At 53.8% G+C, this 25035-nt stretch carries 26 protein-coding genes; 23 read left to right on the top strand and 3 right to left on the bottom strand.

Annotated features, from left to right (window positions below; all coding sequences use genetic code 11):
- The 3 genes from EDC33_RS03670 to EDC33_RS03660 all read left to right on the top strand — a co-directional run bounded on the left by EDC33_RS03670 (position 1) and on the right by EDC33_RS03660 (position 4021).
- Positions 1 to 747 (top strand): Stp1/IreP family PP2C-type Ser/Thr phosphatase, encoded by a 747-nt coding sequence (locus EDC33_RS03670; RefSeq protein WP_229716638.1) that lies wholly within the window; start codon positions 1 to 3, stop codon positions 745 to 747.
- Positions 744 to 2684, top strand: coding sequence for a Stk1 family PASTA domain-containing Ser/Thr kinase (pknB, locus tag EDC33_RS03665; RefSeq protein ID WP_229716639.1), 1941 nt, complete (start codon positions 744 to 746; stop codon positions 2682 to 2684). The genes EDC33_RS03670 and pknB overlap by 4 nt, the downstream gene beginning before the upstream one ends.
- A gap of 65 nt (positions 2685 to 2749) precedes the next feature.
- Complete coding sequence (locus EDC33_RS03660) at positions 2750 to 4021, top strand: cytochrome P450 (RefSeq protein ID WP_124010198.1); 1272 nt, start codon at positions 2750 to 2752, stop codon at positions 4019 to 4021.
- 56 nt (positions 4022 to 4077) lie between these two features.
- Here the strand turns inward: EDC33_RS03660 and EDC33_RS03655 are convergent, their stop codons facing one another.
- A complete protein-coding gene (locus tag EDC33_RS03655) occupies positions 4078 to 4851 on the bottom strand; it encodes a hypothetical protein (protein WP_124010197.1) in 774 nt (257 codons plus the stop codon).
- Positions 4852 to 4947: 96 nt separating this feature from the next.
- Here EDC33_RS03655 and EDC33_RS03650 point away from each other — a divergent pair, with 96 nt between their 5' ends.
- Complete coding sequence (locus EDC33_RS03650; RefSeq protein ID WP_124010196.1) at positions 4948 to 5640, top strand: sirohydrochlorin chelatase; 693 nt, start codon at positions 4948 to 4950, stop codon at positions 5638 to 5640.
- 32 nt (positions 5641 to 5672) lie between these two features.
- Here the strand turns inward: EDC33_RS03650 and EDC33_RS03645 are convergent, their stop codons facing one another.
- Positions 5673 to 5978 carry a rhodanese-like domain-containing protein gene (locus tag EDC33_RS03645; RefSeq protein WP_124010195.1) on the bottom strand — a complete coding sequence of 102 codons (306 nt, stop codon included), beginning with the start codon at positions 5976 to 5978 and terminating at the stop codon, positions 5673 to 5675.
- A gap of 89 nt (positions 5979 to 6067) precedes the next feature.
- Here EDC33_RS03645 and rsgA point away from each other — a divergent pair, with 89 nt between their 5' ends.
- The 4 genes from rsgA to EDC33_RS03625 are packed head-to-tail and all read left to right on the top strand — an operon-like array spanning position 6068 to position 8920.
- Positions 6068 to 6934, top strand: coding sequence for a ribosome small subunit-dependent GTPase A (rsgA, locus tag EDC33_RS03640; RefSeq protein WP_124010194.1), 867 nt, complete (start codon positions 6068 to 6070; stop codon positions 6932 to 6934).
- A 1-nt stretch (position 6935) separates the two neighbouring features.
- A complete protein-coding gene (gene rpe, locus EDC33_RS03635; protein ID WP_124010193.1) occupies positions 6936 to 7580 on the top strand; it encodes a ribulose-phosphate 3-epimerase in 645 nt (214 codons plus the stop codon).
- On the top strand, positions 7577 to 8203 hold the full coding sequence (locus EDC33_RS03630; protein WP_124010192.1) for a thiamine diphosphokinase: 627 nt from the start codon (positions 7577 to 7579) through the stop codon (positions 8201 to 8203). Before rpe ends, EDC33_RS03630 begins: the two co-directional genes overlap by 4 nt.
- Positions 8204 to 8218: 15 nt before the next feature.
- A complete protein-coding gene (locus tag EDC33_RS03625; protein WP_040105669.1) occupies positions 8219 to 8920 on the top strand; it encodes a DUF554 domain-containing protein in 702 nt (233 codons plus the stop codon).
- A gap of 45 nt (positions 8921 to 8965) precedes the next feature.
- On the opposite strand, the gene rpmB is transcribed toward EDC33_RS03625, so the two are convergent.
- Complete coding sequence (gene rpmB, locus EDC33_RS03620; RefSeq protein WP_094905820.1) at positions 8966 to 9154, bottom strand: 50S ribosomal protein L28; 189 nt, start codon at positions 9152 to 9154, stop codon at positions 8966 to 8968.
- 193 nt (positions 9155 to 9347) lie between these two features.
- On the opposite strand from rpmB, the gene EDC33_RS03615 reads away from it, so the two are divergent.
- The 15 genes from EDC33_RS03615 (at position 9348) to EDC33_RS03545 (ending at position 25025) form a co-directional block, all read left to right on the top strand.
- The gene (locus EDC33_RS03615) at positions 9348 to 9716 is read left to right on the top strand and encodes an Asp23/Gls24 family envelope stress response protein (RefSeq protein ID WP_040105667.1); all 369 of its coding nucleotides are present in this window, start codon (positions 9348 to 9350) and stop codon (positions 9714 to 9716) included.
- 21 nt (positions 9717 to 9737) lie between these two features.
- Positions 9738 to 11387 (top strand): DAK2 domain-containing protein, encoded by a 1650-nt coding sequence (locus tag EDC33_RS03610; protein ID WP_094905819.1) that lies wholly within the window; start codon positions 9738 to 9740, stop codon positions 11385 to 11387.
- Between the two features lie 61 nt (positions 11388 to 11448).
- On the top strand, positions 11449 to 12114 hold the full coding sequence (gene sdaAB / locus EDC33_RS03605) for an L-serine ammonia-lyase, iron-sulfur-dependent subunit beta (protein WP_094905818.1): 666 nt from the start codon (positions 11449 to 11451) through the stop codon (positions 12112 to 12114).
- Positions 12115 to 12124: 10 nt separating this feature from the next.
- A complete protein-coding gene (sdaAA, locus tag EDC33_RS03600; RefSeq protein WP_040105664.1) occupies positions 12125 to 12997 on the top strand; it encodes an L-serine ammonia-lyase, iron-sulfur-dependent, subunit alpha in 873 nt (290 codons plus the stop codon).
- 8 nt (positions 12998 to 13005) lie between these two features.
- Positions 13006 to 14970, top strand: coding sequence for an ATP-dependent DNA helicase RecG (gene recG, locus EDC33_RS03595; protein ID WP_229716640.1), 1965 nt, complete (start codon positions 13006 to 13008; stop codon positions 14968 to 14970).
- Positions 14967 to 15581, top strand: a complete 615-nt coding sequence (locus EDC33_RS03590; RefSeq protein ID WP_094905815.1) for a sortase — start codon at positions 14967 to 14969, stop codon at positions 15579 to 15581. Before recG ends, EDC33_RS03590 begins: the two co-directional genes overlap by 4 nt.
- 126 nt (positions 15582 to 15707) lie before the next feature.
- Complete coding sequence (gene fapR, locus EDC33_RS03585) at positions 15708 to 16280, top strand: transcription factor FapR (RefSeq protein WP_040105662.1); 573 nt, start codon at positions 15708 to 15710, stop codon at positions 16278 to 16280.
- Positions 16273 to 17250, top strand: a complete 978-nt coding sequence (plsX, locus tag EDC33_RS03580; protein WP_124010191.1) for a phosphate acyltransferase PlsX — start codon at positions 16273 to 16275, stop codon at positions 17248 to 17250. Before fapR ends, plsX begins: the two co-directional genes overlap by 8 nt.
- On the top strand, positions 17247 to 18152 hold the full coding sequence (fabD, locus tag EDC33_RS03575; RefSeq protein ID WP_124010190.1) for an ACP S-malonyltransferase: 906 nt from the start codon (positions 17247 to 17249) through the stop codon (positions 18150 to 18152). Before plsX ends, fabD begins: the two co-directional genes overlap by 4 nt.
- Entirely contained in the window at positions 18145 to 18882 is a 738-nt protein-coding gene (gene fabG / locus EDC33_RS03570) for a 3-oxoacyl-[acyl-carrier-protein] reductase (RefSeq protein ID WP_124010189.1), read from the top strand. Before fabD ends, fabG begins: the two co-directional genes overlap by 8 nt.
- Before the next feature lie 34 nt (positions 18883 to 18916).
- Entirely contained in the window at positions 18917 to 19156 is a 240-nt protein-coding gene (locus EDC33_RS03565) for an acyl carrier protein (RefSeq protein WP_040105658.1), read from the top strand.
- A 98-nt stretch (positions 19157 to 19254) separates the two neighbouring features.
- Entirely contained in the window at positions 19255 to 20022 is a 768-nt protein-coding gene (gene rnc / locus EDC33_RS03560; protein ID WP_094905810.1) for a ribonuclease III, read from the top strand.
- Entirely contained in the window at positions 20022 to 23576 is a 3555-nt protein-coding gene (smc, locus tag EDC33_RS03555; protein WP_124010188.1) for a chromosome segregation protein SMC, read from the top strand. The genes rnc and smc overlap by 1 nt, the downstream gene beginning before the upstream one ends.
- Positions 23573 to 24697: a signal recognition particle-docking protein FtsY gene (gene ftsY / locus EDC33_RS03550; RefSeq protein WP_124010187.1), complete on the top strand. Its 1125-nt coding sequence runs from the start codon at positions 23573 to 23575 to the stop codon at positions 24695 to 24697. Before smc ends, ftsY begins: the two co-directional genes overlap by 4 nt.
- A gap of 16 nt (positions 24698 to 24713) precedes the next feature.
- Positions 24714 to 25025 (top strand): putative DNA-binding protein, encoded by a 312-nt coding sequence (locus EDC33_RS03545; RefSeq protein WP_235364165.1) that lies wholly within the window; start codon positions 24714 to 24716, stop codon positions 25023 to 25025.
- The last annotated feature ends 10 nt before the right edge of the window (positions 25026 to 25035 follow it).

The following is a 25035-nucleotide window of genomic DNA, read 5'->3' as shown; positions in this document are numbered from 1 at the left end:
TTGAAAGTCATCGATCGGAGTATTCGGGGGGATTACAGGGATCTCAACGAAGATGTTACAGGTATATTCAAAAATGGCACGGGGCAGATGCTGATGCTCGTATCGGATGGCATGGGCGGTCACCGGTACGGGGATGTGGCGAGCCGGTTTGTACATGATGAAGTTGGGGCCGCATGGGAAAATGAAAATTTGCTGAATGTTGAAGACGGTGTGGAATTCCTGCGCCGTCTGGTAATGGACATCAACAGGCGGATGTTCGACTACCAGCAGGAAAACCCGGAATACCAGGGCATGGGCACAACGCTTGTGCTGGCTGCTGTGATCGAAGAGACAATCATCATCCTCAATGTCGGAGACTCCAGGGCCTATGCCATGAATGACCGCACGATCGAGCAGGTGACGAAGGATCATTCCTTCGTCAACATGCTGGTCGATGCAGGGGAAATCACAGAAGCGGAGGCCAAAGTGCACCCGAAGCGCAACATCATTACAAAGGCGATGGGCACCGACCGTCTGATCCAGGCGGATGTCTTCAGACTGAGGAACAGGCAGTATGACTACCTTCTGCTTGCCTCCGACGGACTGACGGACGATCCCGACGACAGTGAACTGCACGCCATCATCACCCGGGGCGGGCGGGCGCTTGAAGAAAAGGCATCACAGCTTGTGGATCAGGCGTTGAAGAGCGGATCCACCGACAACATCAGTCTGGTGCTTGCTGATCTGAAGGCGAGTGAAGGGGAGTGATCGGCCGGATCGTCTCCGATCGCTACGAAGTGATGAAGTATCTGGGCGGCGGAATGAGCTCCGTCTATCTGGCCAGGGACATCATCCTCGATCGGGAAGTGGTCGTCAAGCTGATCAAAGTGGACCATCATAACCGTGAAAAGTCGAAGGCGCGGTTTCAGCGGGAAGTGGAAAGCACCATCCACCTTGCCCATCCGAATATCGTCAGTGTACTGGATGTCGACGAATCGGAGGAATACCATCTGCTGGTGACTGAAGTCGTCCATGGTCCGACACTCAAGGAATTCATCCGGGACAACCACCCGGTTGAAATCGCGGAAGCCATCAGGATCAGTGAAATGACACTCAGGGGGATGCGGCATGCACATAATGCCGGCATCATACACAGGGACATCAAACCGCAGAACATACTGATGAATGAAGCGCAGCAGATCAAAATCACCGATTTCGGCATCGCCAAGGCACTCAGCGATACCAAAATGACGGAAACCAACCAGGTGATGGGCTCCGTGCAGTACATCTCCCCGGAGCAGGCCAAAGGCCAGAAGACGGACGAACGGACCGATATATACTCATTCGGCATCGTGCTCTATGAGCTATTGACAGGCACGCTGCCGTTCGATGGGGAGACGCCTGTGTCGGTCGCCCTGAAACATATATCAGAACCGTTTCCAGACATCTCATCAGAGCGTCAGATCCCGGAAGACCTTGCCAATATCGTCTACAGGTGCACCAGGAAGGATCCATATGACCGATATCGCCAGGTGGATGATCTCCTCCGCGCCCTGAATGATTTCAAGGAGGGCCGGCCCATAGGGAAGGTCCCTGTACGGGAAGACCGGGAAAAGACGGTCGAAACCGCAGCGGTCTCCGCCGCTCCGGCCGAAGCAGATGATGAGGCGGCCCCTGGCAGGAAAAAGCGGCGCGGACTGCTGTGGCTGATTCCTCTGTTTCTTGCCATGGCAGCCCTGCTGGCAGCCGGGTTCATGATGTGGCAAAGCAATAGGACGGCGGAAGTGCCGAATATGCAGGAGATGACGATGGAGGAGGCCGGCCCGCTGCTCGAGGAGAATGCGCTCGTACAGGGGGACGTCACCGAAGTCTACAGCAGCACCATTGAATCCGGGAGGATCATCGAGACCACCCCGGCATCCGGCAGCGAGGCCGAAAGGGGCACTGCAGTGGATTTCACCGTCAGCATGGGTGAAGAACCCTATGTCATGGAGGACTTCACCGGTGAACAATACAATGGTGTGAGAAGTGCTGTCGATACCATCGGGTTCAGCTCCGTGGAGATCGATGAAATATATGATGATTCCGAAGCCGGGACGATCATATCCCAATCGATCGCTGCCGGGGATGAAGTGCATCCCGAAGAGGAGGCGCTGAGGCTCGTGATCTCGCAGGGGCTGGAGACTGTCGAAATACAGGATTATATGGGGCAGCCTTATGAAACGGCGGAAAGGGAACTCACCAGCCAGGGGTTCAACGTCGAAATGATACAGGAAGCCTACAGCACTGATGTGGAGAGCGGACATGTAATCAGCCAGGATCCAAGCTACGGCAACTTCGTCCCCGGATCCACCATCCGCTTCATCGTCTCGCTCGGCGAAGAGCCGCGGGATGAAAAGCAGTTTGCCAAAGAGGTCACGATCCCCTATGAATCGGAGCCGGATGCTGAAGAGGCACCGGCGAAGGAGGGGAGCGGTGAGGCGCCGGAGGGTGAAGACGGCGAAGAGGATTCCCCTGAGGCGAAGACCGTCGAAATCTTCATAGAAGACAAGGAACATTCGATCGATGAGATGTTCCAAACGCTGGAGATTACAGAGGATACCGAATATACACTCAACCTCATCATCCAGGAGGGAGAAACGGCCGCCTACCGCATTGAACGTGACGGAGAAACCGTGCGTGAAGAAGAGATTCCATATGAGTAATTATTGGCATATATGCAATGATTTATATATAATGAGATAGGAATACTGAAATTGGAGGAAAATTTATGAGCACAATCAAGAAGCACAAGGGTCTCGATAACACTCTGAAAGTCATGAAAGAGGGCTACCTCTATACAACGAACCAGAGAAGACGCCTCGGAGCGGAAAACATCTTCGAGACGCGGGCACTAGGCGGTAAACGCGTCTTAGTCATCAGCGGCAAGAAGGCTGCCGAGCTCTTCTACGACAACGATAAGACGGAACGTTCAGGGACGCTTCCGAAACGTCTCGTGAACACGCTGTTCGGTAAAGGCGCCATCCACACGACAACAGGGAAGAAGCACATCGACAGGAAGGCGCTCTTCATGTCTTTGATGACGGAAGGCAATCTGAAGCATCTCAGGGAACTGACGCGCAACCACTGGTACATGAACACTCACAGGATGGAGCAGATGGACCAGATCAACATCTACAGGGAATCCATCATACTGCTGACCAAAGTCGGTACGAAATGGGCAGGTGTCCAGGCGCCGGAAGAGAAGATTGAAGAGATCGCTACAGATATGGACATCATGATCGACTCCTTCAAAGGACTGGGTACTGCGTTCAAAGGCTATAAAGAATCCGTAGCTGCCCGCCGCCGTGTCGAGGACTGGCTCGAAGATCAGATCATCCAGACGCGCAAAGGGAAGATATTCCCTCCAGAGGGTACGGCACTATACGAGTTTGCCCATTGGGAAGACTACAAGGGTAATCCTATGGATTCCAGACTCTGTGCAATCGACCTCATGAACACATTCCGTCCACTGATTGCAATCAACCGTTTTGTATCATTCGGACTGCTTGCCATGCACGAATATCCAATTTCAAAAGAAAAGATCAATAATGACCCGGATTACGCCTACATGTTCTCCCAGGAAGTCAGACGTTTCTATCCGTTCGTTCCATTCCTCCCTGGAAAGGCCAAAACGGATATCCAGTTTGAGGGTCATGACATCGAGAAGGACACGATGCTGGTGCTGGACATCTACGGCACGATGCACCAGGACGATGTATTCGAGAATGCAGACGAATTCTATCCGGAACGCTTCCTGGACTGGGATGGCAGTCCATTCGACCTCATTCCGCAGGGTGGCGGGGACTATTACACGAACCACCGCTGTGCAGGAGAGTGGATGACCATCATCATCATGGAAGAGACGATGAAATACTTCGCCGGCAAAATCACATACGATGTGCCAGAACAGGATCTTACAGTGGACCTCAACAGCATTCCGGGATACATCAAGAGCGGATTCATCATCGAGAATGTCGCGGAGAAGGTCGACCGCAAATAGGATATCAGGACGAAGCCCTCCCACAGCAAGGCTGTGGAAGGGCTTTTTAGGCGTGATCATGATCCGGGATCGGTGTATTTGAAGCGTTTGGTGCTGTCTGAGGACACGGCCACTTCAAAGCCGGGGACGGGCGTCTGGTCCAGGCGGTTGATGACACTCTGAAGGACGCCGACACGGAGGCGGTCCTGATCCGGGTCATGCAGCTCGGGGACGGCCTCAGCCAGTGCAGCGAGCAGCGCTGAGAAGGTGTATTCCTCTCCCGGCTTCATCACTTCTGGAATATGCCGCCTCACCTTTTCGACAATCGGCTGCAGACTGCCGTCTTCCTGGCTGCCGGGAATATGGAAATACCGTTTATTCTCGATGATGGTCTGGCTGAAATGTGTTTTGGGATCGAGCTCCAGCTGTTTGATGGCACCTTCCAGGACGGCAGTGCGGTCCTTCTTGTCCGATTCGTCGAACAGCTCGGGAATCACCGGCTTCAGAAGGGCGAACAGTTCACTGAAGGTGTAGTAGCGCCCAGGTTCCATCATCGTCGCAAGTTCTGTGATCACCTTGTCCCTCACACTGAAGTAGCGTTCCTCCCCTTCATATTCCCCGTATTCTATATCCTTCATGAATATGGAACGGAAGATGGAATTGAAGAGCGGGGAAGCCTCGATCCATGCGATCACCCGGCTGCCGCTGTTGAGTCCACGGACGAACCAGTCCTTGACGTGGGCATTCCACATGTACTCGTATACTTTTGCGATGAAGAAGTCGATCAGCTTGGCACCAAGGTACGCAAGCATGCCCAGAAAGAATATGAGCAGGGGGTTCGAAATTGTCACTCGGCATCACCTCCCTGTCCACATACCCTCTATGTAAGGAATTGCAGCATGGAAAATGAAAGGATAACTGCTATAATTCAGTTGAGGAGGGATTGAATGGCACACGACATCATCGTCATGCATGGATCAAAGAGGGAGGCGCGCAATTCAGTGCTGGAAGAACGCCTGGATGCTCTGATGGCACCACACGGTCAGTACAGCGTGGCGTTCATAGAAAGTACGGAACGGAGCGTCTGCCAGGTGGTGGACGGGCTGGCGGAAGAAGGGGCGCGCAACTTCAACATCGTACCGGTCCTCTTCTTCTCCGCCTCGCACTATTCCAGGGACATACCGGAAGCATTTCGGCATATTGAAGAAAAATATGAAGACATGAGCTGGACGGTTGCGCCTCCAATGGGAACACATCCCCATGTGGCCCGTCTTGTAGAGCGGCGTGTGGCCGAGGCGCCACACAGCAGCGGGACGGTCATAGTGATGGCGCATGGCAATGCCGACCATCCGGAAGCGGATGATGAACTGGAAAGGCTGGTTTCACAGCTTGATATCGGGCTGCCGGCCTATCCGGCTGCGCTCTATGGTGCGTTGGCCGTAGACGGCTTGCTGGAGCAGCTGGACAGATCCGGTGACTTCATCATCGTCCCGATCGCCCTGGAAGACGGTTTCCTGACCGGAAGAATGAAGGAGGCGCTCCTTGAAGTGCTACCGGAGTCGGCCATGACCTTTACGCCGTCCGTCAATTTCGATCCGGTACTGAAGGAAATCATCATGGATCATATGGAAAATCATTAAAAAAAGGCACCCCAGGGGTGCCTTTTTGAATGCTACAGGTGGTTGACCGGACCGTCATAGCCCAGTATGCCGCCTTCCACGTTCACTGCATCGTAGCCGTTGTCGAGGAGATAGTTCTGCACCTGTGCACTCCTCTTGCCGGAGCGGCACATCACATAGTACTTCTTGTCCTTATCAAGGCTTGGAAGGGCACTGTCGATGCTGGACATCGGATAATGCTCGGCGCCGGGTACGAAGCCCGTCTCCTCCAGTTCATCACGTTCCCTTACATCGATGAGCACATTGTTTTCATCCTGCGGAACGTTTTGTACATCATTTGCATCAATTGATTCTGCCATAATGATTCCTCCTTAGTGAAAGTGATAGTCATATTTTATCATAAAGAGGGTAACTGTTATAATGGAGAAAAACTATTTCGGGGTGAGGTATGCTAAAAGGTAGGATTACAAAAGCGCTCAGCGGCTTCTACTATGTGGAGGCCGAAGGTGCAATTTATGAAACACGGGCCCGCGGGCTCTTCAGGAAAACGAAGGAATCACCATTGGTCGGGGACATCGTCACCTTCCAGGTTGAAAATGAGGATGAGGGATACATCGGGGAGATACATGAACGTAAAAATGCACTCATGCGTCCGCCGATCGCCAATATCGACCAGGTGCTGATTGCGATGAGCATGAAGTCCCCGGAATTCAGCTACTATCTTCTGGACCGTTTCCTTGCCTATGCCGAAGCGCATGACATCGAGCCGGTCATCGTCATCACGAAGACGGACCTGCTGGAGGACGACGCTTCCCTGGATGAGATCGCGTCGGTCTACAAGCCCATATACGACATCCATTTTACCGACCGGGACCAGATCAACGAAGATCTGCAGGAAATATTCAGGGACAAAATCAGCGTCCTGGCTGGCCAGTCCGGTGTCGGGAAATCGACGCTGCTGAACACACTCGTCCCGGATCTTGAACTGAACACTGCAGAAATATCGAATGCACTGAACCGGGGCAAGCATACGACTAGGCACGTCGAGCTTGTGGAGATCGGCGGGGGGCTGATTGCAGACACACCGGGGTTCAGTACAATAGAGTTCACTGAACTCGATAAATACAACCTGAAGTTCTGCTTCCCGGACTTCAACAGTTTCAGCGAAGCATGCAAATTCAGGGAGTGCCAGCACATCAACGAACCAAAATGCGGGGTGAAGCAGGCGGTGGCTGAAGGGGAACTTGCAGCCAGCCGCTATGACAGCTACCTGGCCATCTATCAGGAAATCGAAAACAGAAAGGCGAGATATTGATATGACAAAAGTACTTCCTTCACTGCTTGCGAGTGATTTCACTAAACTTGGGCATGAAATTGAAGAAATGGAGGCGGCAGGAGCGGACATCTTCCATCTGGACATCATGGACGGACAGTTCGTGCCGAACATTTCCTACGGCTTGCCGGTCGTCGAAGCGATCAGCCGGACCGCTTCCATCCCGCTCGACGTGCACCTCATGACGCTCGATCCCGAACAGTTCATCGATGAATTCAGCGGGCTCGGAATCGACATGGTATCCTTCCATATAGAAGCGACCAACCATCCGCACAGGCTGATGCAGCGCATCCAGCAGAGCGGCATGAAGGCGGGGATTGCACTGAATCCCCACACCCCGATCGAACATATACGGCATCTGCTGTCTGAAATCGACTTCATACTGATCATGACGGTCAATCCGGGGTTCGGGGGCCAGAAGTTCATCGATACTTGTCTGGACAAGGTCGGGGAACTGGATGCGGTGCGGCGTGAAAATGGATACGGGTATGAAATCGAAGTGGACGGCGGCATCAACCAGGAGACGGCAGAACGCTGCAGGGAAGCGGGAGCGGACCTTCTCGTCAGCGGGTCCCACCTGTTCAAATCACCGGACTGGCAGGAAGCGGTCAGGAAGATGAAGCAGTGAAGCACATCAATGTCCTGATCCGGGAGGACGGCACGGGCTTTCCGGACGAAAGGCGGGATGAAAGCTGGGCCGGGGTGGACCGCGGCGTCTACCTGCTGCTCAAGGAAGGCATCGTCCCCGATTTCACGTATGGGGACTTCGACTCGGTGGACGCGTCGGAATGGGCATTCATAAACCGGCATATGGAAGTGGCACCCGTCCCTTCGCGGAAAGATGATACGGATCTTGAGATGTGCCTGAAGGACCTTGTCGAGCGGGGCTGTCAGTCGATAGATGTCTATGGTGCAATCGGGGGGCGGCTGGATCATACCCTCGGCAATATCTTCCTGCTGATGCACGGTGCTTTCGACGGCATCGACATTACGCTCATCGATGCGCAGAATGTCATGCGGCGTCTTGATGCCGGTACACATGAGGTCGAAAAGGTGGAAACGATGCGGTATGTATCATTCATTCCCTTTGTGGAAGGCACTTCATTGACGCTTGAAGGGTTTGAGTATAATCTTGAAAAGGAGCGTCTGAAACTCGGGGCGACGCTGACCATCAGCAATGAATTTCTCGGTGCAACTGCAATTGTGCATACAGATGAACCGATAATTATGATACAATCCAGAGATGAATAGGAAAGGGGGGGTCGAATGATATTAACAGGGGCATTTGTCAACGGCATGGCGATCATCATCGGCGGCCTGCTGGGTCTGGTGTTCACCTTCATCCCGGATGCGATCAAGGACTCGATCATGAAGATACAGGGGCTCATCATCGTGACGCTCGGCATCCAGATGGTGGTGCAGACGGAGGATATCATCATCACCCTCCTCAGCCTGATCGTCGGGGTCGTCATCGGAGAGACGATACGGCTTGAGGAGGCACTCAACCGGTTCGGACACTGGATGGAATTCAAGCTTGGTGACAAGCATGCCGGTAACCTCTCCCAAGGTTTCGTTTCAGGGACGCTCGTCTTCATCGTGGGCGCCATGGCGATTGTCGGTGGACTCGATGCCGGACTGAGGGGGTCGAACGAGGTACTGTTCACCAAAGCGATCATGGATTTCTTCATTGCGATCGTGATGACCACTACATATGGTCTTGGTGTCATCATTTCGGGTGTGCCGACATTCCTGTATGAATCAGGCATCATCCTTTCTGCACAGCAGATTGCACGTGTCATTCCGGAATTCATACTCGATGAGATGATCGATCAGGTGACGAGCACCGGCGGGGTCATCCTGCTGGCCATCGGATTGAACATGCTGAATGTGACCAAAATGCGTGTAGGGAACATGATCCCTGCCATCTTCACAGCAATGATCATGGTGTACCTGATCAATATATTCTAAAAAAACCATCCGACAGGGTCGGATGGTTTTTTTGGTTGATGCTGATTAGACGCGTTCAACTTTGCCGGATTTGAGGGCACGTGCTGAAACCCAAACCTTTTGCGGTTTGCCGTCAACCATTACTCTTACTTTCTGGAGGTTCGCACCGAATTTTCTTTTGTTAGCATTCATCGCGTGTGAACGGTTGTTGCCTGAAGCCGCTTTGCGACCAGTGAAAAAGCATTCTTTAGCCATGTTGTCATCTCCCTTTTATAAATATTACCATAAACATTGATTGTAGGTTTAATTGCATACTATAATATAATACATGATAAGAAAAAAATTTACAAGCGGTTTTCGACGTGAACTGCATTATGACTGACTGAATACACTTGTATTTATATGTAGTTTCTGCTTATAATAAAATGATGTGTCAGGGGGAAAAATAATGGCTCTTGAAATTAAAAATGAATTGGGAAGCATAGATATCGCGATGGATGTCATCGCAAACATCGCTGGTGGCGCTGTGGTGGAAAGCTACGGTGTGGTCGGCATGGCCTCAAAGCACCAGGTCCGGGACGGCTTTGCCGAACTGCTCGGCAAGGAGAACTACGCACGTGGCGTCATCGTCGAAAACAATGAAGGCGATATCGATATCGACCTTTATATCATCGTCGGCTATGGAATAAAGATATCAGAAGTGGCGACGAATCTGCAATCAACTGTGAAATACAAGCTGGAAAAGACACTTGGACTCAACATAAAATCTGTAAACATACATGTCCAAGGGGTCAGAATCATCAATACCGAGGACTGATCAGGGAGGATTTACTAAGCGATGGATAAGATAGATGGAAAAATGTTTAGGAATATGATTTTAAGCGGGGCCGAAAACCTTCGGCAGCATGCTGAATATGTGGATTCATTGAACGTCTTCCCCGTCCCTGATGGTGATACGGGTACGAACATGAACCTTTCGATGACTTCAGGCGCAAATGAAGTCGAAGGCAGGGAGGATGCACACATCGGTACGGTGGGCAGGCATTTCTCAAAAGGCCTGCTGATGGGGGCGCGCGGCAATTCGGGCGTCATACTCTCCCAGCTTTTCAGGGGCTTCTCCAAAGCGATCGAAGAGCGGGAGGATATCGATGTTGAAGATTTCTCCGCCGCATTCGATGCCGGAGTGAAGACGGCCTACAAGGCAGTGATGAAACCCGTAGAAGGGACGATACTCACAGTCGCCAAAGATTCTGCAGAGCGGGCTCGGGAAGCTGCAGGGAATGAAACTTCCATCATCTCCATCATGGAAGCGGTCATCGAAGAGGCGGAAGCCTCGCTTGAGCGGACGCCGGACCTGCTTCCTGTGCTGAAGGAAGTCGGTGTGGTCGATTCAGGCGGACAGGGCCTCGTCTATGTGTATAAGGGATTCCTTTCCGCACTGAAGGGTGAAGCAGTCGAAACTGCAGCCAAGCCGGCCGGAATGGACACCTTCGTCAATGATGCCCACGAATTCGATGAATTCATGTCGGCAGAAGATATCGAGTACGGCTTCTGTACAGAATTCATGGTACGTCTCGAAGGGGACAAGCGTGAATTCGACGAAGATGCCTTCCGTCAGGACATGAGTGAATTCGGGGACTCCCTCCTGGTCATCTCGGACGATGAGATCGCCAAAGTGCATGTGCATACGGAGACCCCGGGGGAAGCGATGACATACGGTTCGACCTACGGTGAACTAATCAAGATGAAGATCGAGAACATGCGTGAACAGTTCAGGGAAATAAAGGAGAAGAAGGATGCGTCTGCAGGCGGGAAGCAGGAAAAGCAATCCTATGACACCGCCATCATAACCGTCTCATCCGGTGCAGGCATCAATGAACTCTTCAGGAGCATCGGTGCAACGCACATCATCAATGGGGGGCAGACGATGAATCCGTCGACGGAGGACATACTCCGCACCATTGAAGGGGAAGATGTGAAGCAGGTGATCATCCTGCCGAACAACAAGAACATCATCATGGCGGCCGAGCAGGCCAGGGATATGCTTGAAATTCCGGCTGTGGTCATTCCGACGCGTTCCATACCGGAAGGATTGTCGAGCCTGCTCGTATATTCCCCGGATGAAGCGCTCGAGCAGGTCAAGGAGGCGATGGAAGCCTCCCTCGAGCATGTAAGGACCGGCCAGGTCACATATGCGGTGCGGGATACGAAGATAGACGGCATCGAAATAAAGAAAAACCAGCATATGGGCATCAAAGATGGTAAAATAACTGGAGCGGACGATTCCCGCGAAGCAACATTGAAACAGCTGATGGAATCAATGCTGGATGAGGAATCTGAAATTGTCACGGTATTGATAGGTGAAGAAGGCGACGCTGAGGAAGTGGATCGCATCATCTCATCGATCGAACCGGAATATGACGAAGTTGAATTTGAAGTTCATGACGGGCAGCAGCCGGTGTATAGTTATCTACTATCTGTAGAATAGTCATAGGGACCTCATCGGCCGAATGTGCCGGTGGGGTCTTTCTAAAATTGGAGGCGATTGTATGAAGTATAAAAGTGTATTCGATATCATTGGACCGGTAATGGTTGGCCCTTCCTCTTCACATACGGCAGGGGCGGCAAGGATCGGACTGCTTGCACGCAGCCTGTTCGGCGGACGGCCGGACCATGTGGATATATACTTATATGGATCCTTCAAAGATACATACAAAGGGCACGGTACAGATGTTGCGCTGATTGGAGGACTGCTCGGATTCGACACGGACGACGACAGGATCATCACTGCAGAAGCGCTTGCGAAGGAGGCTTCCATGCAGTACCACTTCATAGAAATGGAAGAGGAGCGCTCCCATCCGAACACCGCACTCCTGCACCTGGTGAAGGGCAGCGAACAGCTGACGGTCGAAGGGATTTCAATCGGCGGCGGCAAGATCGAAGTGGTCAGCATCAACGACTATCCAATCGCCCTGTCCGGAAACTATCCTGCGCTTCTTGTATTCCACAAGGATACATTCGGGACGATCGCCAGGGTGACGACCATACTCGGAAATAACGAGATCAACGTCAGTCAGATGAATGTGGCCCGCAAGGAGAAGGGCGATATTGCCCTGATGACGATAGAGCTCGATGAGGCAATCGACGAGGCAGTGATAGAAGAAGTGCGCGCGGCAGATGGTGTGGACAGAGTAATCGAAATGAAGGAAAGCTAGGGGGTCAAACATGTTTAAGAGTATTCAGGAGCTGATAGAGAAGGCGGCGGCAGAGGACAAGGCGATTTCAGATGTGATGATCGAACAGGAAGTGGCGGTTACAGGCAGGTCCTACCTCGATATCTACAAGGATATGGAGCGGAACCTCGAAGTTATGGAATCCGCGGTCGAAGAAGGCATCGGCGGAGTGGAGAGCACCACCGGGCTGACCGGCATGGATGCCGTCAAGATGAAGAAGTACATCGACAGCGGCAAAGGACTGAGCGGCGAACTGACCTTGTACGCAATCGCCCATGCAGTCAGTACGAACGAAGTCAACGCGGCCATGGGCAAAATATGTGCAACACCGACCGCGGGATCGGCAGGCGTCGTACCCGGCGTTCTGTTCGCTATGCGCGAAAAGCATGACATCTCCCGTGAAGAGATGGTGAAGTTCCTCTTCACTTCAGGCGCGTTCGGCTTTGTCGTGGCGAATAATGCGAGCATCTCCGGTGCAGCAGGTGGATGTCAGGCAGAAGTCGGAAGCGCAAGTGCGATGGCGGCTGCAGCCCTGGTGGAAATGGCTGGAGGGACGCCGGAAATGAGTGCCCACGGCTTCGCGATCGCCCTCAAGAATATGCTCGGGCTCGTCTGTGACCCTGTGGCGGGACTTGTGGAAGTGCCTTGCGTAAAAAGAAATGCGGCCGGTGCGAGCAATGCGCTGACGGCGGCAGACATGGCACTGGCCGGCATTGAATCCAGGATTCCAGCAGACGAAGTGGTCGAGGCGATGTACAAGATCGGTCTGACGATGCCTTCTGCACTCAGGGAGACCGGACGCGGCGGACTTGCCGGCACACCGACAGGGGAGCGCATCAAGGCCGAGCTGTTCGGTGAACAGTAATGCCCGTCATGTATCAGGTGATCACACCGCCGACCCCCATCGAAGATTTGAAGGGGGTCGGGCCGAAGCTGCGTAATAAGCTCCTTGAACTGGACATCAAGGATGTGAATGATGTCGTCTTCACTCTTCCCAGCGGTCATGAGAACCTGACCGTCATGGATCTCAGGGAGGCTGCCCACAATGATAAGGTCACAGTGGCCGGCACCATCCAGACGGAACCGGCACTCGCCTACTTCAGGGGCGGGAAGAACCGCCTGACGGTCTTCATGGAAATCAATGGCATGTACGTCAAGGTCGTCTTCTTCAACCAGCCCTACTTGAAGGATAAACTGAAGGTGGGGGAGACGGCCAAGATTTCCGGGAAGTTTCAGCGGCATAAGCTCGAGATCAACGCCCAGCGACTCATCTATGACGATTCGGGCGGCTACCGTGTGAAATATGCCCTGGGCGGCGTGATGCATTCCAAGACGTTCAGCAAGCTTGTGGCCCAGGTGTTCGAAAACGCCATCTTCAATTATGACCTGCCGGAGGATCTGAAGGGGAAATACCGCCTGCTGTCGATACGCGAGGCACTCTGGAGACTCCATTTTCCAGGGAATCCCCATGACATCAATGAGGCGCGCCGGACGATCAAGTTCTATGAGCTTTTCATCTTCCAGCTCCAGCTGATGGAGAAGCGCAGGCGCGAGCGTGTAAGGAATGAACGGTATATCGTGGACTATGATGTCGGTGCACTCCGCACTTTCATCGACACGCTGCCGTTTGAACTGACGGATGATCAGAAGCGGAGTGTGAATGAGATATGCCGGGACCTCAAGCAGAATGTCTCCATGCATCGTCTCCTGCAGGGGGATGTCGGCAGCGGGAAGACGATCGTCGCCGGAATCGCAAGCTATGCGGTGAAGACGATAGGTGAGCAGACGGCACTCATGGTGCCGACTGAGGTGTTGGCCAACCAGCACTTCCAATCTTTCCTGGAAATCTTCGACGGCCTTCTGAACATCGCCAAATTGACCGGCAACACATCGAAGAAGGAGAAGGCTGGCATACTTGCAGCGCTCCGATCGGGGGAGATCGACCTGGTCATCGGAACCCATGCGCTGATCGAGGACGATGTCGCCTTCAACCGGCTTTCCCTCATCATCACGGACGAGCAGCACCGCTTCGGCGTCAACCAGCGGAAGCGCCTGAACGAGCGGGCGTACAGGAAGAATGTACTCTACATGACCGCGACGCCGATCCCCCGGACCCTTTCCATCACCACATTCGGGGACATGGACATTTCCATCATCAAGGAGATGCCGAAGGGGCGTAAACCGGTGGAGACATACTGGCGCCGCTTCGAGGAGACGGATGAAGTGCTCGATGCACTGGAGGCCGAAATGAAGAAAGGGCACAATGCGTACATCGTGGCACCGTTGATAGAGGAATCGGAGACGCTCGACCTGAAGAATGTCCAGGAGATTTTCCAGATGTTCACCGACCGCTTTGGGGAGGAGAATGTCGAACTGGTACATGGGCGCATGAAGCCCGATGAGAAGGAAGCCGGCATGCGCCGGTTCGAATCGCATGAGAAGCCCGTGCTCGTATCGACGACGGTCATAGAAGTGGGCATCAATGTGCCGAATGCCACATTCATGGTCATATTCAATGCCGAGCGCTTCGGCCTCTCCACACTCCATCAGCTGAGGGGGCGGGTCGGTCGGAGCGACAAGCAGAGCTACTGCGTCCTGATCAGCGACCCGAAGACCGAGAATGCAAAACTCCGTATGGACATCATGACGAGTACGACGGACGGCTTCGAACTGAGCGAACGGGATCTTGAGATGCGTGGTCCCGGGGACTACTTCGGCGTCCGTCAGAGCGGGCTTCCGCAATTCAAGGTGGCGGATCTGGCCGAAGACTACCGGGTGCTTGAGCATGCCAGGATGAGTGCGATAGAATACAGTGCAAAAATGGAGGGTGACGGATGAGACATGTCCTGAGGATCTCCGGAGGCCTGCTGATTGCAGCAGGAATCCTGCTGTTCTTCTGGCAGGACATCCGGGAAACCTTCATCGACCGGATGAATGACCGGGTGATCAGCGCCTACCATGATGACAGCAGGCCAGTCGAGGTGAACAGGCTGGAATCCTTCATCACAGGGGTGGACCAGAGTGCATCATATGACATGGAAGGTTTGGCAGGGATCCTCAGGATCGCCTCCGCCGACATAGAGGAGCCGGTGTTTTCGGGACCGGTGACTGAACAGAAGCTGAAGAGCGGACTGTCGTTCGTCGACGGCACCGACCACGTGGATATGCAGAACATCCCGATTGCGGGCCACCGGGTCGAAGGGGCGGGCATCCGCTTCAACCATCTTGACCGGGCTGAAGTTGGAGATGTCGTGGAGTTCGAAACCATGGATGGAGTGCGCAGTTATGAAATCACCGACATGTTCGAAGTGGACCCTTCACAGGTCGAAGTGATGGACCAGAAGGCGGACCATCCAAAGCAGCTGACCCTGATCACATGCGAGGAATACAATCCAGAGACACTGCTTTTTGAAAAGCGTCTGATCGTGAAGGCGACGATAATCGAATAGCATGACGGCGCATGACCCTCCGGGTGCTGCGCCATTTTTTTGCCATGATATGCGACAAAGTGTTTGAAATCACCAATGCAGTTATATATACTGATGTTAGTACCAACTACTAAATGAGGATGACATATGGCGAAATATAAAAAAAGTGAACGCCAGGAACTTCTGCTCGAGAAAGTGTCGACAGATCCTTTCCTGACAGATGAACGATTGGCCGAAATGTTTGATGTCAGCATACAGACGATCCGGCTGGACCGCCTGGAGCTGAACATCCCTGAACTGAGGGAGCGCATCAAACATGTGGCGCGAGAGGAGACGGATAAGATCAGGAGCCTCTCCCTGCAGGAAGTGATTGGTGAAATCATCGACCTGGAGCTCAACCACCATGCACTTTCCCTCTTCATCGTTGAAGAGGGCCACGTATTCCAGAAGAACAGGATCGCCCGCGGACACTACCTGTTCGCCCAGGCGAATTCCCTGTGTGTGGCTGTCATCGATGAACCGCTTGCACTGACGAAGTCGGCGCAGATAGAGTTCATCAGGCCGGCCAGGCTCGGGGACAAGGTGATTTCGAAGGCGGTCGTCGAAGAGATGGACGGCAGGATTGCCGTCATTACGGTCGAATCGAAAATAGAACAGCGCCTCGTATTCAAGGGGCGTTTTGAAATGTATTATACAGGTGAAGGTGAAGAGAATGGTTAAAATTGCAGTCGATCTGATGGGCGGGGACAATGCACCGGAAGAAATCGAAAAGGGTGTACTTCAGGCAGTCGAAGCGGACGAAGACCTTGAAGTACTATTATTTGGTCTGAAGGGCGCATATTCCGGCGACCATCCACGGGTGGAGTTCATAGAAGTCACTGAAAAGATCGAATCGGAGGATGACCCCGTCCGTTCCGTCAGAAGGAAGAAGGACAGTTCGCTCGTCCGGGCGTGCCGGGCAGTGAAGGACGGTGAGGCGGACGCCTGCGTATCCGCTGGGAACACCGGTGCACTGATGAGTGCAGGCCTGTTCGTCGTCGGGCGCATCAAAGGCGTCGAACGGCCGGCGATCGCGACCCTGCTGCCGACCACCGGGAAAAAGGGTATGATGCTGCTTGATATGGGGGCGAATGCCGAGAACAAGCCGCAGCACCTCTACCAATTCGCAGTCATGGCAGACCTCTACATGAGGGAGAACGAAGGACGGAGCAATCCGACCATCGGCCTGGTCAACAACGGCAGTGAAGCGAACAAGGGAAGCGAATTGACGAAGGAGACATACAAGCTGCTGGAGGACAGCGGATTGAACTTCACCGGCAACTTCGAGACGCGGGAAATACTGTCCGGCAAGATCGACATTGCGGTGACGGACGGATTCACCGGCAATGTCATCCTCAAGACGATCGAGGGGACGGCGATGTCACTGATGGGCGAAGTGAAGAACGCCTTCCTGAAGAATGCAAAGAACAAGCTGGCGGCACTGGTCCTGAAGAAGGATGTACAGTCCATCAGGGATCTTCTGGATTACCGCCATTACGGCGGGGCGCCACTGCTCGGCCTCAACGGTCATGTACTCAAGGCCCATGGGTCGAGCGACAGTGTGGCGATCGTGTCCGCACTGAAACAGGCAAAGCGCATGGCAGAATCCGATGCAATCACAAAGATTAAAGAAAGAGTGGGGGAAGCATGAAGAAACTGATCCTATTTCCCGGGCAGGGTGCCCAATATGCCGGTATGGCAAAAGATATATATGAAAACTCACCGGAAGGCCGCACGCTCCTCGATGAAGTATTCATGAATGTGGACTTCGACCTCAAGTCGATCATGTTCGAAGAGGATGAACGGCTGAACCAGACGGAATATACACAACCGGCGCTGTTCGCCCACAGCCTGGCGGTACTTGCCGCCACCGGACTGAAGGGCGACATCGTCCTCGGGCACAGCCTCGGCGAGCTTCCGGCACTCGTACATGCGGGCGTCATCAGCGTCAAGGACGGCGTCAGCATCGTTGCTAAACGCGGGGAACTGATGTCAGAGAGCACCGGCGGAGGCATGGCTGCCGTCATCGGCATGGAATATGGTGCACTGTCGGAACTGTGCGAATCCATGTCAGATGCAGAGCGGAAGATACAGCCTGCGAACATCAATGCACCGGATCAGATCGTCGTTTCCGGCGACCGTACACTGGTTGATGAATTCGCCGCTGAGGCGAAGGCCCAGGGGGCAAGGCGGGTCATGCCGCTGAACGTTTCCGGTGCCTTCCATTCCCATCTGATGGAACCTGCGAAAGTCGAATTCAGGAAGTTCATCGAAGACATTCCGTTCAATGCACCGGTCATTCCGGTCATCCAGAATGTTTCCGCGAAGGCGGAGACGGATCCGGAAACGATCAAAGCCCAGCTGATCGATCAGCTGACAAGCCCGGTCCGCTTCGTCGAATGCATCGAAGCGGCTGCTGCAGCAGGCGTCGAAGAGGCGGTCGAAGTCGGCCCGAAGAAAGTATTGAACGGTCTGGTGAGAAAAATAGACCGCTCCATCAAGACTTCCAATATAGATACGATGGAGCAGGTAAAGGAGTTTACAAATGGGTAGCATCGCATTGGTCACAGGTGCCTCACGCGGCATCGGCAGAAGTATCGCACTGAAACTCGGCAAAGAAGGATATACGGTCATCGTGAACTACTCCGGCTCGAAGGAGAGGGCCGAAGCGGTCGTTTCTGAGATCGAGGAGGCGGGCGGCAGCGCAGAAGCAGTGCAGTGCCAGGTCCAGAACTTCGATGAAGTGAAGGCGATGGTCAAGCAGATCACGGACACGCACGGTTCCATCGACCTCGTCGTCAACAATGCGGGTGTCACGAAGGACAACCTGCTGATGCGCATGAAGGAGGCGGAATGGGATCAGGTGGTCGACGTCAACCTCAAGGGGACGTTCAATGTCATCCAGAACGTCGCCCGTCCGATGATCCGCCAGAAGGGCGGCAGGATCATCAACATCTCAAGCATCGTCGGTTCCCTCGGCAATGCGGGCCAGACGAACTATGTCGCCTCCAAGGCGGGGATCGACGGCATGACGAAATCCGTAGCCAGGGAACTTGCACCGAAAGGGATCACAGTGAATGCAGTGGCTCCGGGATTCATTGAAAGTGACATGACGGATGTGCTGTCCGACGATGTGAAATCCCAGATGCTTGCACAGATTCCACTGAACCATTTCGGCAATACCGATGATATTGCAGAGACGGTGGCATTCCTTGCATCGGGGTCAGCACGCTACATCACCGGCCAGACGATTCATGTAAATGGTGGTATGTACATGGGGTAGACCCTATGGTACCATTGGAGGGAGGTGAAGAATAATGGCAAATAACTTTGACAAAGTAAAAGACATCATCGTGGACAAACTTGGAATCGATGAAGAAAAAGTGACGAGAGAAGCATCTTTCAAGGATGACCTTGGTGCTGACTCCTTAGATATCGCTGAGCTTGTCATGGAACTTGAAGATGAGTTCGAAATGGAGATTCCGGATGAGGAAGCCGAGAAGATCAACACTGTCGGCGACGCTCTGGACTACATCGACAAACTGGAAGCGAAGTAATGATAAAATCCACTTTTCGGAGTGGATTTTATTTTTGTGTCAAAACTTTTATTCATGCCCGGAATCATATAAAATAAATGGAATGGGAGGCGGAAATGATGACATTCAAAGAAATCGAACAACGGATCAGAAAAGACAGGCATGCACAGCGCGGGCTCGAGAAATTCCGCGGGGCGTTCCAGTCGTTTGCCCAAAGGACAGGGATAGCAATCAATGACGAGGGGCTGTATGTCCAGGCCTTCATGCACAGTTCGTATATAAACGATCTTCAGATGGACAAGATATACAACAACGAACGGCTGGAGTTCCTCGGGGATGCTGTACTAGAATTGATGGTTTCAGATTATATATACAACCGCTTCCAGAGCCTGCCGGAAGGCGACTTGACCAAGCTCAGGGCAAATATAGTATGTGAACCCTCACTTGTAGTATTCGCGTCCAAACTTGAAATGCAGCCGCTGATCCTGCTTGGCAGGGGCGAAGAGAAGACGGGCGGCAGGGAACGGCCGTCGATCGTCTCCGACACATTTGAGGCCTTCCTCGGGGCACTCTACCTCGATCAGGGCACGGACGCAGCACGGGAGTTCCTTGAACGTCATGTGTTCCCGGAAGTGCGGGACAGTGACTATAATGCGGTCATCGACTACAAGACGGGACTTCAGGAGAAGATGCACAAGACCGAGCGGAAGAGCGTGGAATATCAGCTGCTCGAAGCCACGGGACCGAGCCATGACAAGACATTCGTCACGGGTGTCTTTGCAGATGGCGAAATGATCGGCAGGGGCACCGGCCGCTCCAAGAAGGAATCGGAACAGAAGGCGGCAGAGGATGCATTGAGTGAAATGGAGAATAGGGAGAAGCGCTGATGGTATATTTGAAGGCAATAGAAGCACATGGTTTCAAATCATTTGCGGACAAGGTGAACATTAAATTCGACGCCGGCGTCACCGCCGTGGTGGGGCCGAACGGCAGCGGGAAAAGCAACATCACCGATGCGATACGCTGGGTGCTCGGCGAACAGTCCGCGCGCTCCATCCGCGGGGTCAAGATGGAGGATGTCATATTCAACGGCACATCCGACAGGAAGCCGATGAACTTTGCGTTCGTCAAACTGGTGCTCGACAACCGTGCGAAGACACTCCAGATTGAAGCGGATGAAGTGCATATCACACGGAAGCTCTACCGCAGCGGCGATAGTGAATACTACATCAATGATGAGAAGAGCCGGCTCAAGGAGATCAATGAACTCTTCCTCGATTCCGGCCTCGGCCGGAACGCCTACAACATCATTTCCCAGGGGGAAGTGGATGAAGTGCTGAAGGCGAAGCCCGAGCAGCGGCGCGGGCTCATCGAAGAGGCAGCAGGAGTAATGAAGTACAAGCTGCGCAAGAAGGAATCGGAGAAGCGTCTCGAAGACACGGCGGCAAACCTCAGCCGCGTCCACGACATCATCCATGAACTCGAATCCAGGGTCGGCAGGCTCGAGAAGGAAAGCGCCAACGCCAAGGAATACCTTGCCTTGAAAGAGGAGATGCGGCAGAGCGACATCGAAGTGACGGTCTACGACCTGAATGCATTGATGCGTCTGCTTGAAGCCGAGGAGAAGGCGCTGCTGGAAACGGAGGCGCATATTGAAAATGACCGCCGGAAGCTTGCGGAGACGGAATCCCGCATGAACGATGTGGCGGAAAAGAGGGATGCCCACGACCGCAGGAACCGGGAATTGAACCGGGAGCTTGTGGAAGTGTCCAAAAAGCTGGAGCAGACCAACGGCCGCATCGCCCTGTATAATGAACGCAAGAACAACAGGGGCCAGGCGAACGCGGACCTCTCACAGCGTTTGGCGTCTGCAGAGCAGCGCCGCGATGGAGTGCGCACCAGACAGGCGGAAGCGGAAGCACACCGCTCCGAGCTGAAACGCACGGCAGAACGCCTCGGACAGGCTCTGAAGGAGACCGAGAAGGAACGCAGTGAACTGGTCGAGGACCAGAGTGAAGAGATCGAGCAGCTGAAGGACGAGTATTACGACCTGATGGTCGAGAAGACGACGCTCGAGAACGAACATCGCCGTGCCGAGAGCGAGAAGGAACGGCTCGATGAGAGTGTCCGTCAGAAATCCGACCGCCTCCAATCGCTGAAGAAGGTCCAGACAGAGGAGGCGGAGGCCTCGAAGCAGCTCCAGGAGAAGCACGCCAAGATCGAAGGGGAGCTCTCTTCGGCGCGGGCGGCATACAAGGAAGCCAGGGCACGCATGGAAGGGCTCGAAGCGCAGTACGACAAGGAGAAGAAGAACCTGGATACTGCGAGGCGGTATATAGAACAGCAGTCCTCGAAGCTCGAGATGCTGACTGCGATGCAGAATGAATACCGCGGCTACTACCCGGGCGCCCGCTTCATCCTGAAGAACCGCAGGGAGGCGGATGGCATCATCGGCGCCGTCGGTGAACTGCTGTCTGCAGAAAACCGGTATGTCAAGGCGCTGGATACGGCGCTGGGCGCACAGTCGCAGAACATCGTCATGCAGGATGAAGACAGCGCCAAGCGGGCCATAGGACGCCTGAAGGATGCCAAGGCGGGATTCGCGACCTTCCTGCCTGCTGATGTCATCCGGCCGAGGAATATCCATTCCGATATCCGGGAAATCATCAGCCGTTCGACGATCGAGGCGGAAGTGATGTCGGAAGTCGTCGGATATGAAGCGGATATAGACAACATCGTCTCCCATCTGCTCGGCACCACGCTTGTCACGGCGACGATCGATGAAGCGGCGGTGCTGGCCAGGGAAATCCGCCATAAGCTGCGCATCGTCACACTGGATGGTGAGACGATCATGCCCGGCGGCGCCATGTCCGGGGGCTCCAAGAACGCCAAAAGCTCCATCATCGAAAGCCAGCGCGAACACGCTGAAACGAAGCAGAAGCTTGAAAGCTACCGGAAACGGACAGCTGAAATTGAAAACTCCGTCAAGGTGCTCGGCGAACAGCTCTCAGACCAGATGGCGGAATCCGAAAAGCTCGAATCCGCCGGCAGGGAATTGTCACAGCAGCTTGACGCGGCAGAGGATGAACGGAGACGCCTCGACTATCAGCTTGAGGCGAGGCAGGAGAACATCTCACTGCTGGAGACGGAGCTCGAAAGCCAGGATGTTTCTACAGGCGAAGCGGATTATGCAGCACGCATCAGAAAGGCGGAGGAGACACTCGAATCCCTCGATGCACGCATACGCAGAATGAGCGCCTCCGAGAAGGACAAGAAGGAGACCCTCGACCAGCTGACGGATGAAAGCCGTGCCATGGAAAGGGAATATGCAACGGTCAGGGAGCGCCTTTCCCATGCTGAAGACGAGATGGAACGCCTGTCGGCCGAACTTCAGGAGGCCGAGGACATGGTGGCGGACATCACGAGTCAGCAGCAGCTGATTGCGCAGGATCTCGACAGCATCGATGTGGATGCACTGGAGCTGGAAAAGGATGAACTATCAGCCCGCGTCACACACCTCCATGAAGCAACTGAGGAGGCGGCGACACTTCAGCATGAGATGAAAAAGGAGTATAATATGCTGCAGGAGACGAAGGCTGCCCAACTCGAGCAGCTGGATGCACTGCAGGAAGGACTGCGCCAGCACACCGGCAGGAAGGAAAAGCTGGATGTACAGATCGAGCAGAAGATCGGCTATCTGTCGGAAACGTATAAAACGACATATGACAGGGCCAAAGAGGAATATCAGGACTTTTCAAACATCGACCAGAAGCGTATGAAGATATCCCTGAACCGGAAGAGCATCGAAGAGCTCGGCCCGGTAAACCTCGGGTCCATAGAAGAATTCGACCGCGTCAACGAACGCTACCAGTTCCTGAAGGCCCAGGAGAGCGATCTGCTCGAGGCTAGGGGCACGCTGCTCGAAGTCATCGAGGAGATGGACGAGGCCGTGGTCATCCGTTTCCAGTCATCATTCGAACAGATCAACGCGCAATTCGGTGAAGTGTTCAAGACGATGTTCGGCGGTGGACAGGCGGAACTCAGGCTGACCGAACCCGGCGACTATCTTGGGGCAGGCGTCGAAATCTATGCACAGCCGCCCGGCAAGAAGCTCTCCACCCTCTCCCTCCTTTCCGGAGGCGAGCGGGCCCTGACCGCGATCAGCCTGCTCTTCAGCCTGCTCAAGGTACGCGCGAGCCCATTCATCATACTGGATGAAGTGGAGGCCGCACTTGATGAAGCGAATGTCATCCGTTATGCCCGATATTTGAGGCAGCTGGCGACGGACACACAATTCATCGTCATCACCCACCGCAAGGGCACGATGGAGGAGAGCGACCGGCTGTTTGGCGTGACCATGCAGGAACGCGGCGTAAGCCAGCTGATCAGCGTGGATCTCAAGGAATATGAAGATAATATCAGAGAGGAAGAGACAGTGTGAGCTTTTTAAAACGACTGAAAGATAAATTCCAGCCGAAAACCGACCAGCCGCAGACTGAAGAACAGGAATCCCTCGAGTCCCAGAGTGAGGCCCTCGATGACGGCCTGATCAGTATAGAGGAGTTCGAGGAGTGGGAACAGGAACAGATCGGCTATAAATTCAAGGCCGGCCTCGAAAAGAGCCGGGAGAAGTTCCAGAACGAAATCAATGAACTGATGGCGCGCTACCGTACAGTCGATGAAGATTTCTTCGAAGCTTTGGAGGAAGTGCTGATCTCAGCGGACGTCGGCTTCAATACGGTCATGGAACTCACCGACGAGCTCCGTCAGGAGGCCCGTGTCAAGAACATTACGGAAACGGCCGACCTCAGGGAGACGATCGTCGAAAAGATGGTCGAAATCTATGAGCGCAATGATGACCTGCCTGAAACGGTGAACATGCAGGAAGATGAACTCACCGTCATACTCGTCGTCGGCGTCAACGGCGTCGGCAAGACGACGAGCATCGGCAAGCTTGCCCACAAGTACAGGCAGGAAGGCAAGAGTGTCATGCTGGCTGCCGGAGATACATTCCGTGCAGGGGCGATCAACCAGCTGCAGATATGGGGCGACCGCGTCGGTGTCGACGTCATCCGCCAGGCGGAGGGAAGCGACCCGGCAGCAGTGATGTTCGATGCCGTCAATGCGGCGAAGAAGCGCAACGCGGATGTGCTGATCTGCGATACTGCCGGCCGCCTCCAGAACAAGGGCAACCTGATGAATGAACTGTCGAAGATCAAGAAGGTCATCCAGAAGGTCGTTCCAAGTGCGCCGCATGAATCCCTGCTCGTATTGGATGCGACGACCGGGCAGAATGCGCTCAGCCAGGCAAAGGCATTCAAGGAGGTCACGGACGTTTCAGGCATCGTCCTGACCAAGCTCGACGGTACGGCCAAGGGCGGCATCGTACTCGCGATAAAGAATGAACTGGGCATTCCGGTGAAGTTCGTCGGTCTCGGCGAACAGCTGGACGACCTGCAGGAGTTCAGTGCCGAGAACTATGTATACGGCCTCTTTGCCGATATGGTCTCCGAGGCCGAGGAGGAAGCGGATACGAATGGGGAGGATGACAGGAGTGATTGAGGGTCTTGAGCGCACGATGCGCATGAACTATCTCTATGACTTCTATCATACGCTTCTGACGGACAAGCAGCGCAAGTATATAGAACTCTACTATCTGGAGGATTTTGCCTTCAGCGAGATTGCCGAAGAACTTGAAGTGACAAGACAGGCGGTTTATGATAATTTAAAGCGGTCGAAGGATCTTCTCGAGCATTATGAGGAGAATTTGGGAATGTACAGGAATTTCGTGTCGCGGCAATCCCTGATGAAACGTCTGAGGGAGAAGCTCGGCCAAAACGAAGATGAAGAAATCGCAATAATTTTAGATGAGCTTGAAGCGCTCGATTAGGAGGAGAAGA

The sequence above is a fragment of the Salinicoccus roseus genome, assembly GCF_003814515.1.
Lineage (GTDB): Bacteria > Bacillota > Bacilli > Staphylococcales > Salinicoccaceae > Salinicoccus > Salinicoccus roseus.
The sequence above is the reverse complement of the archived record's forward strand: the minus strand, read 5'-3'. Positions and strand labels throughout refer to the sequence as shown.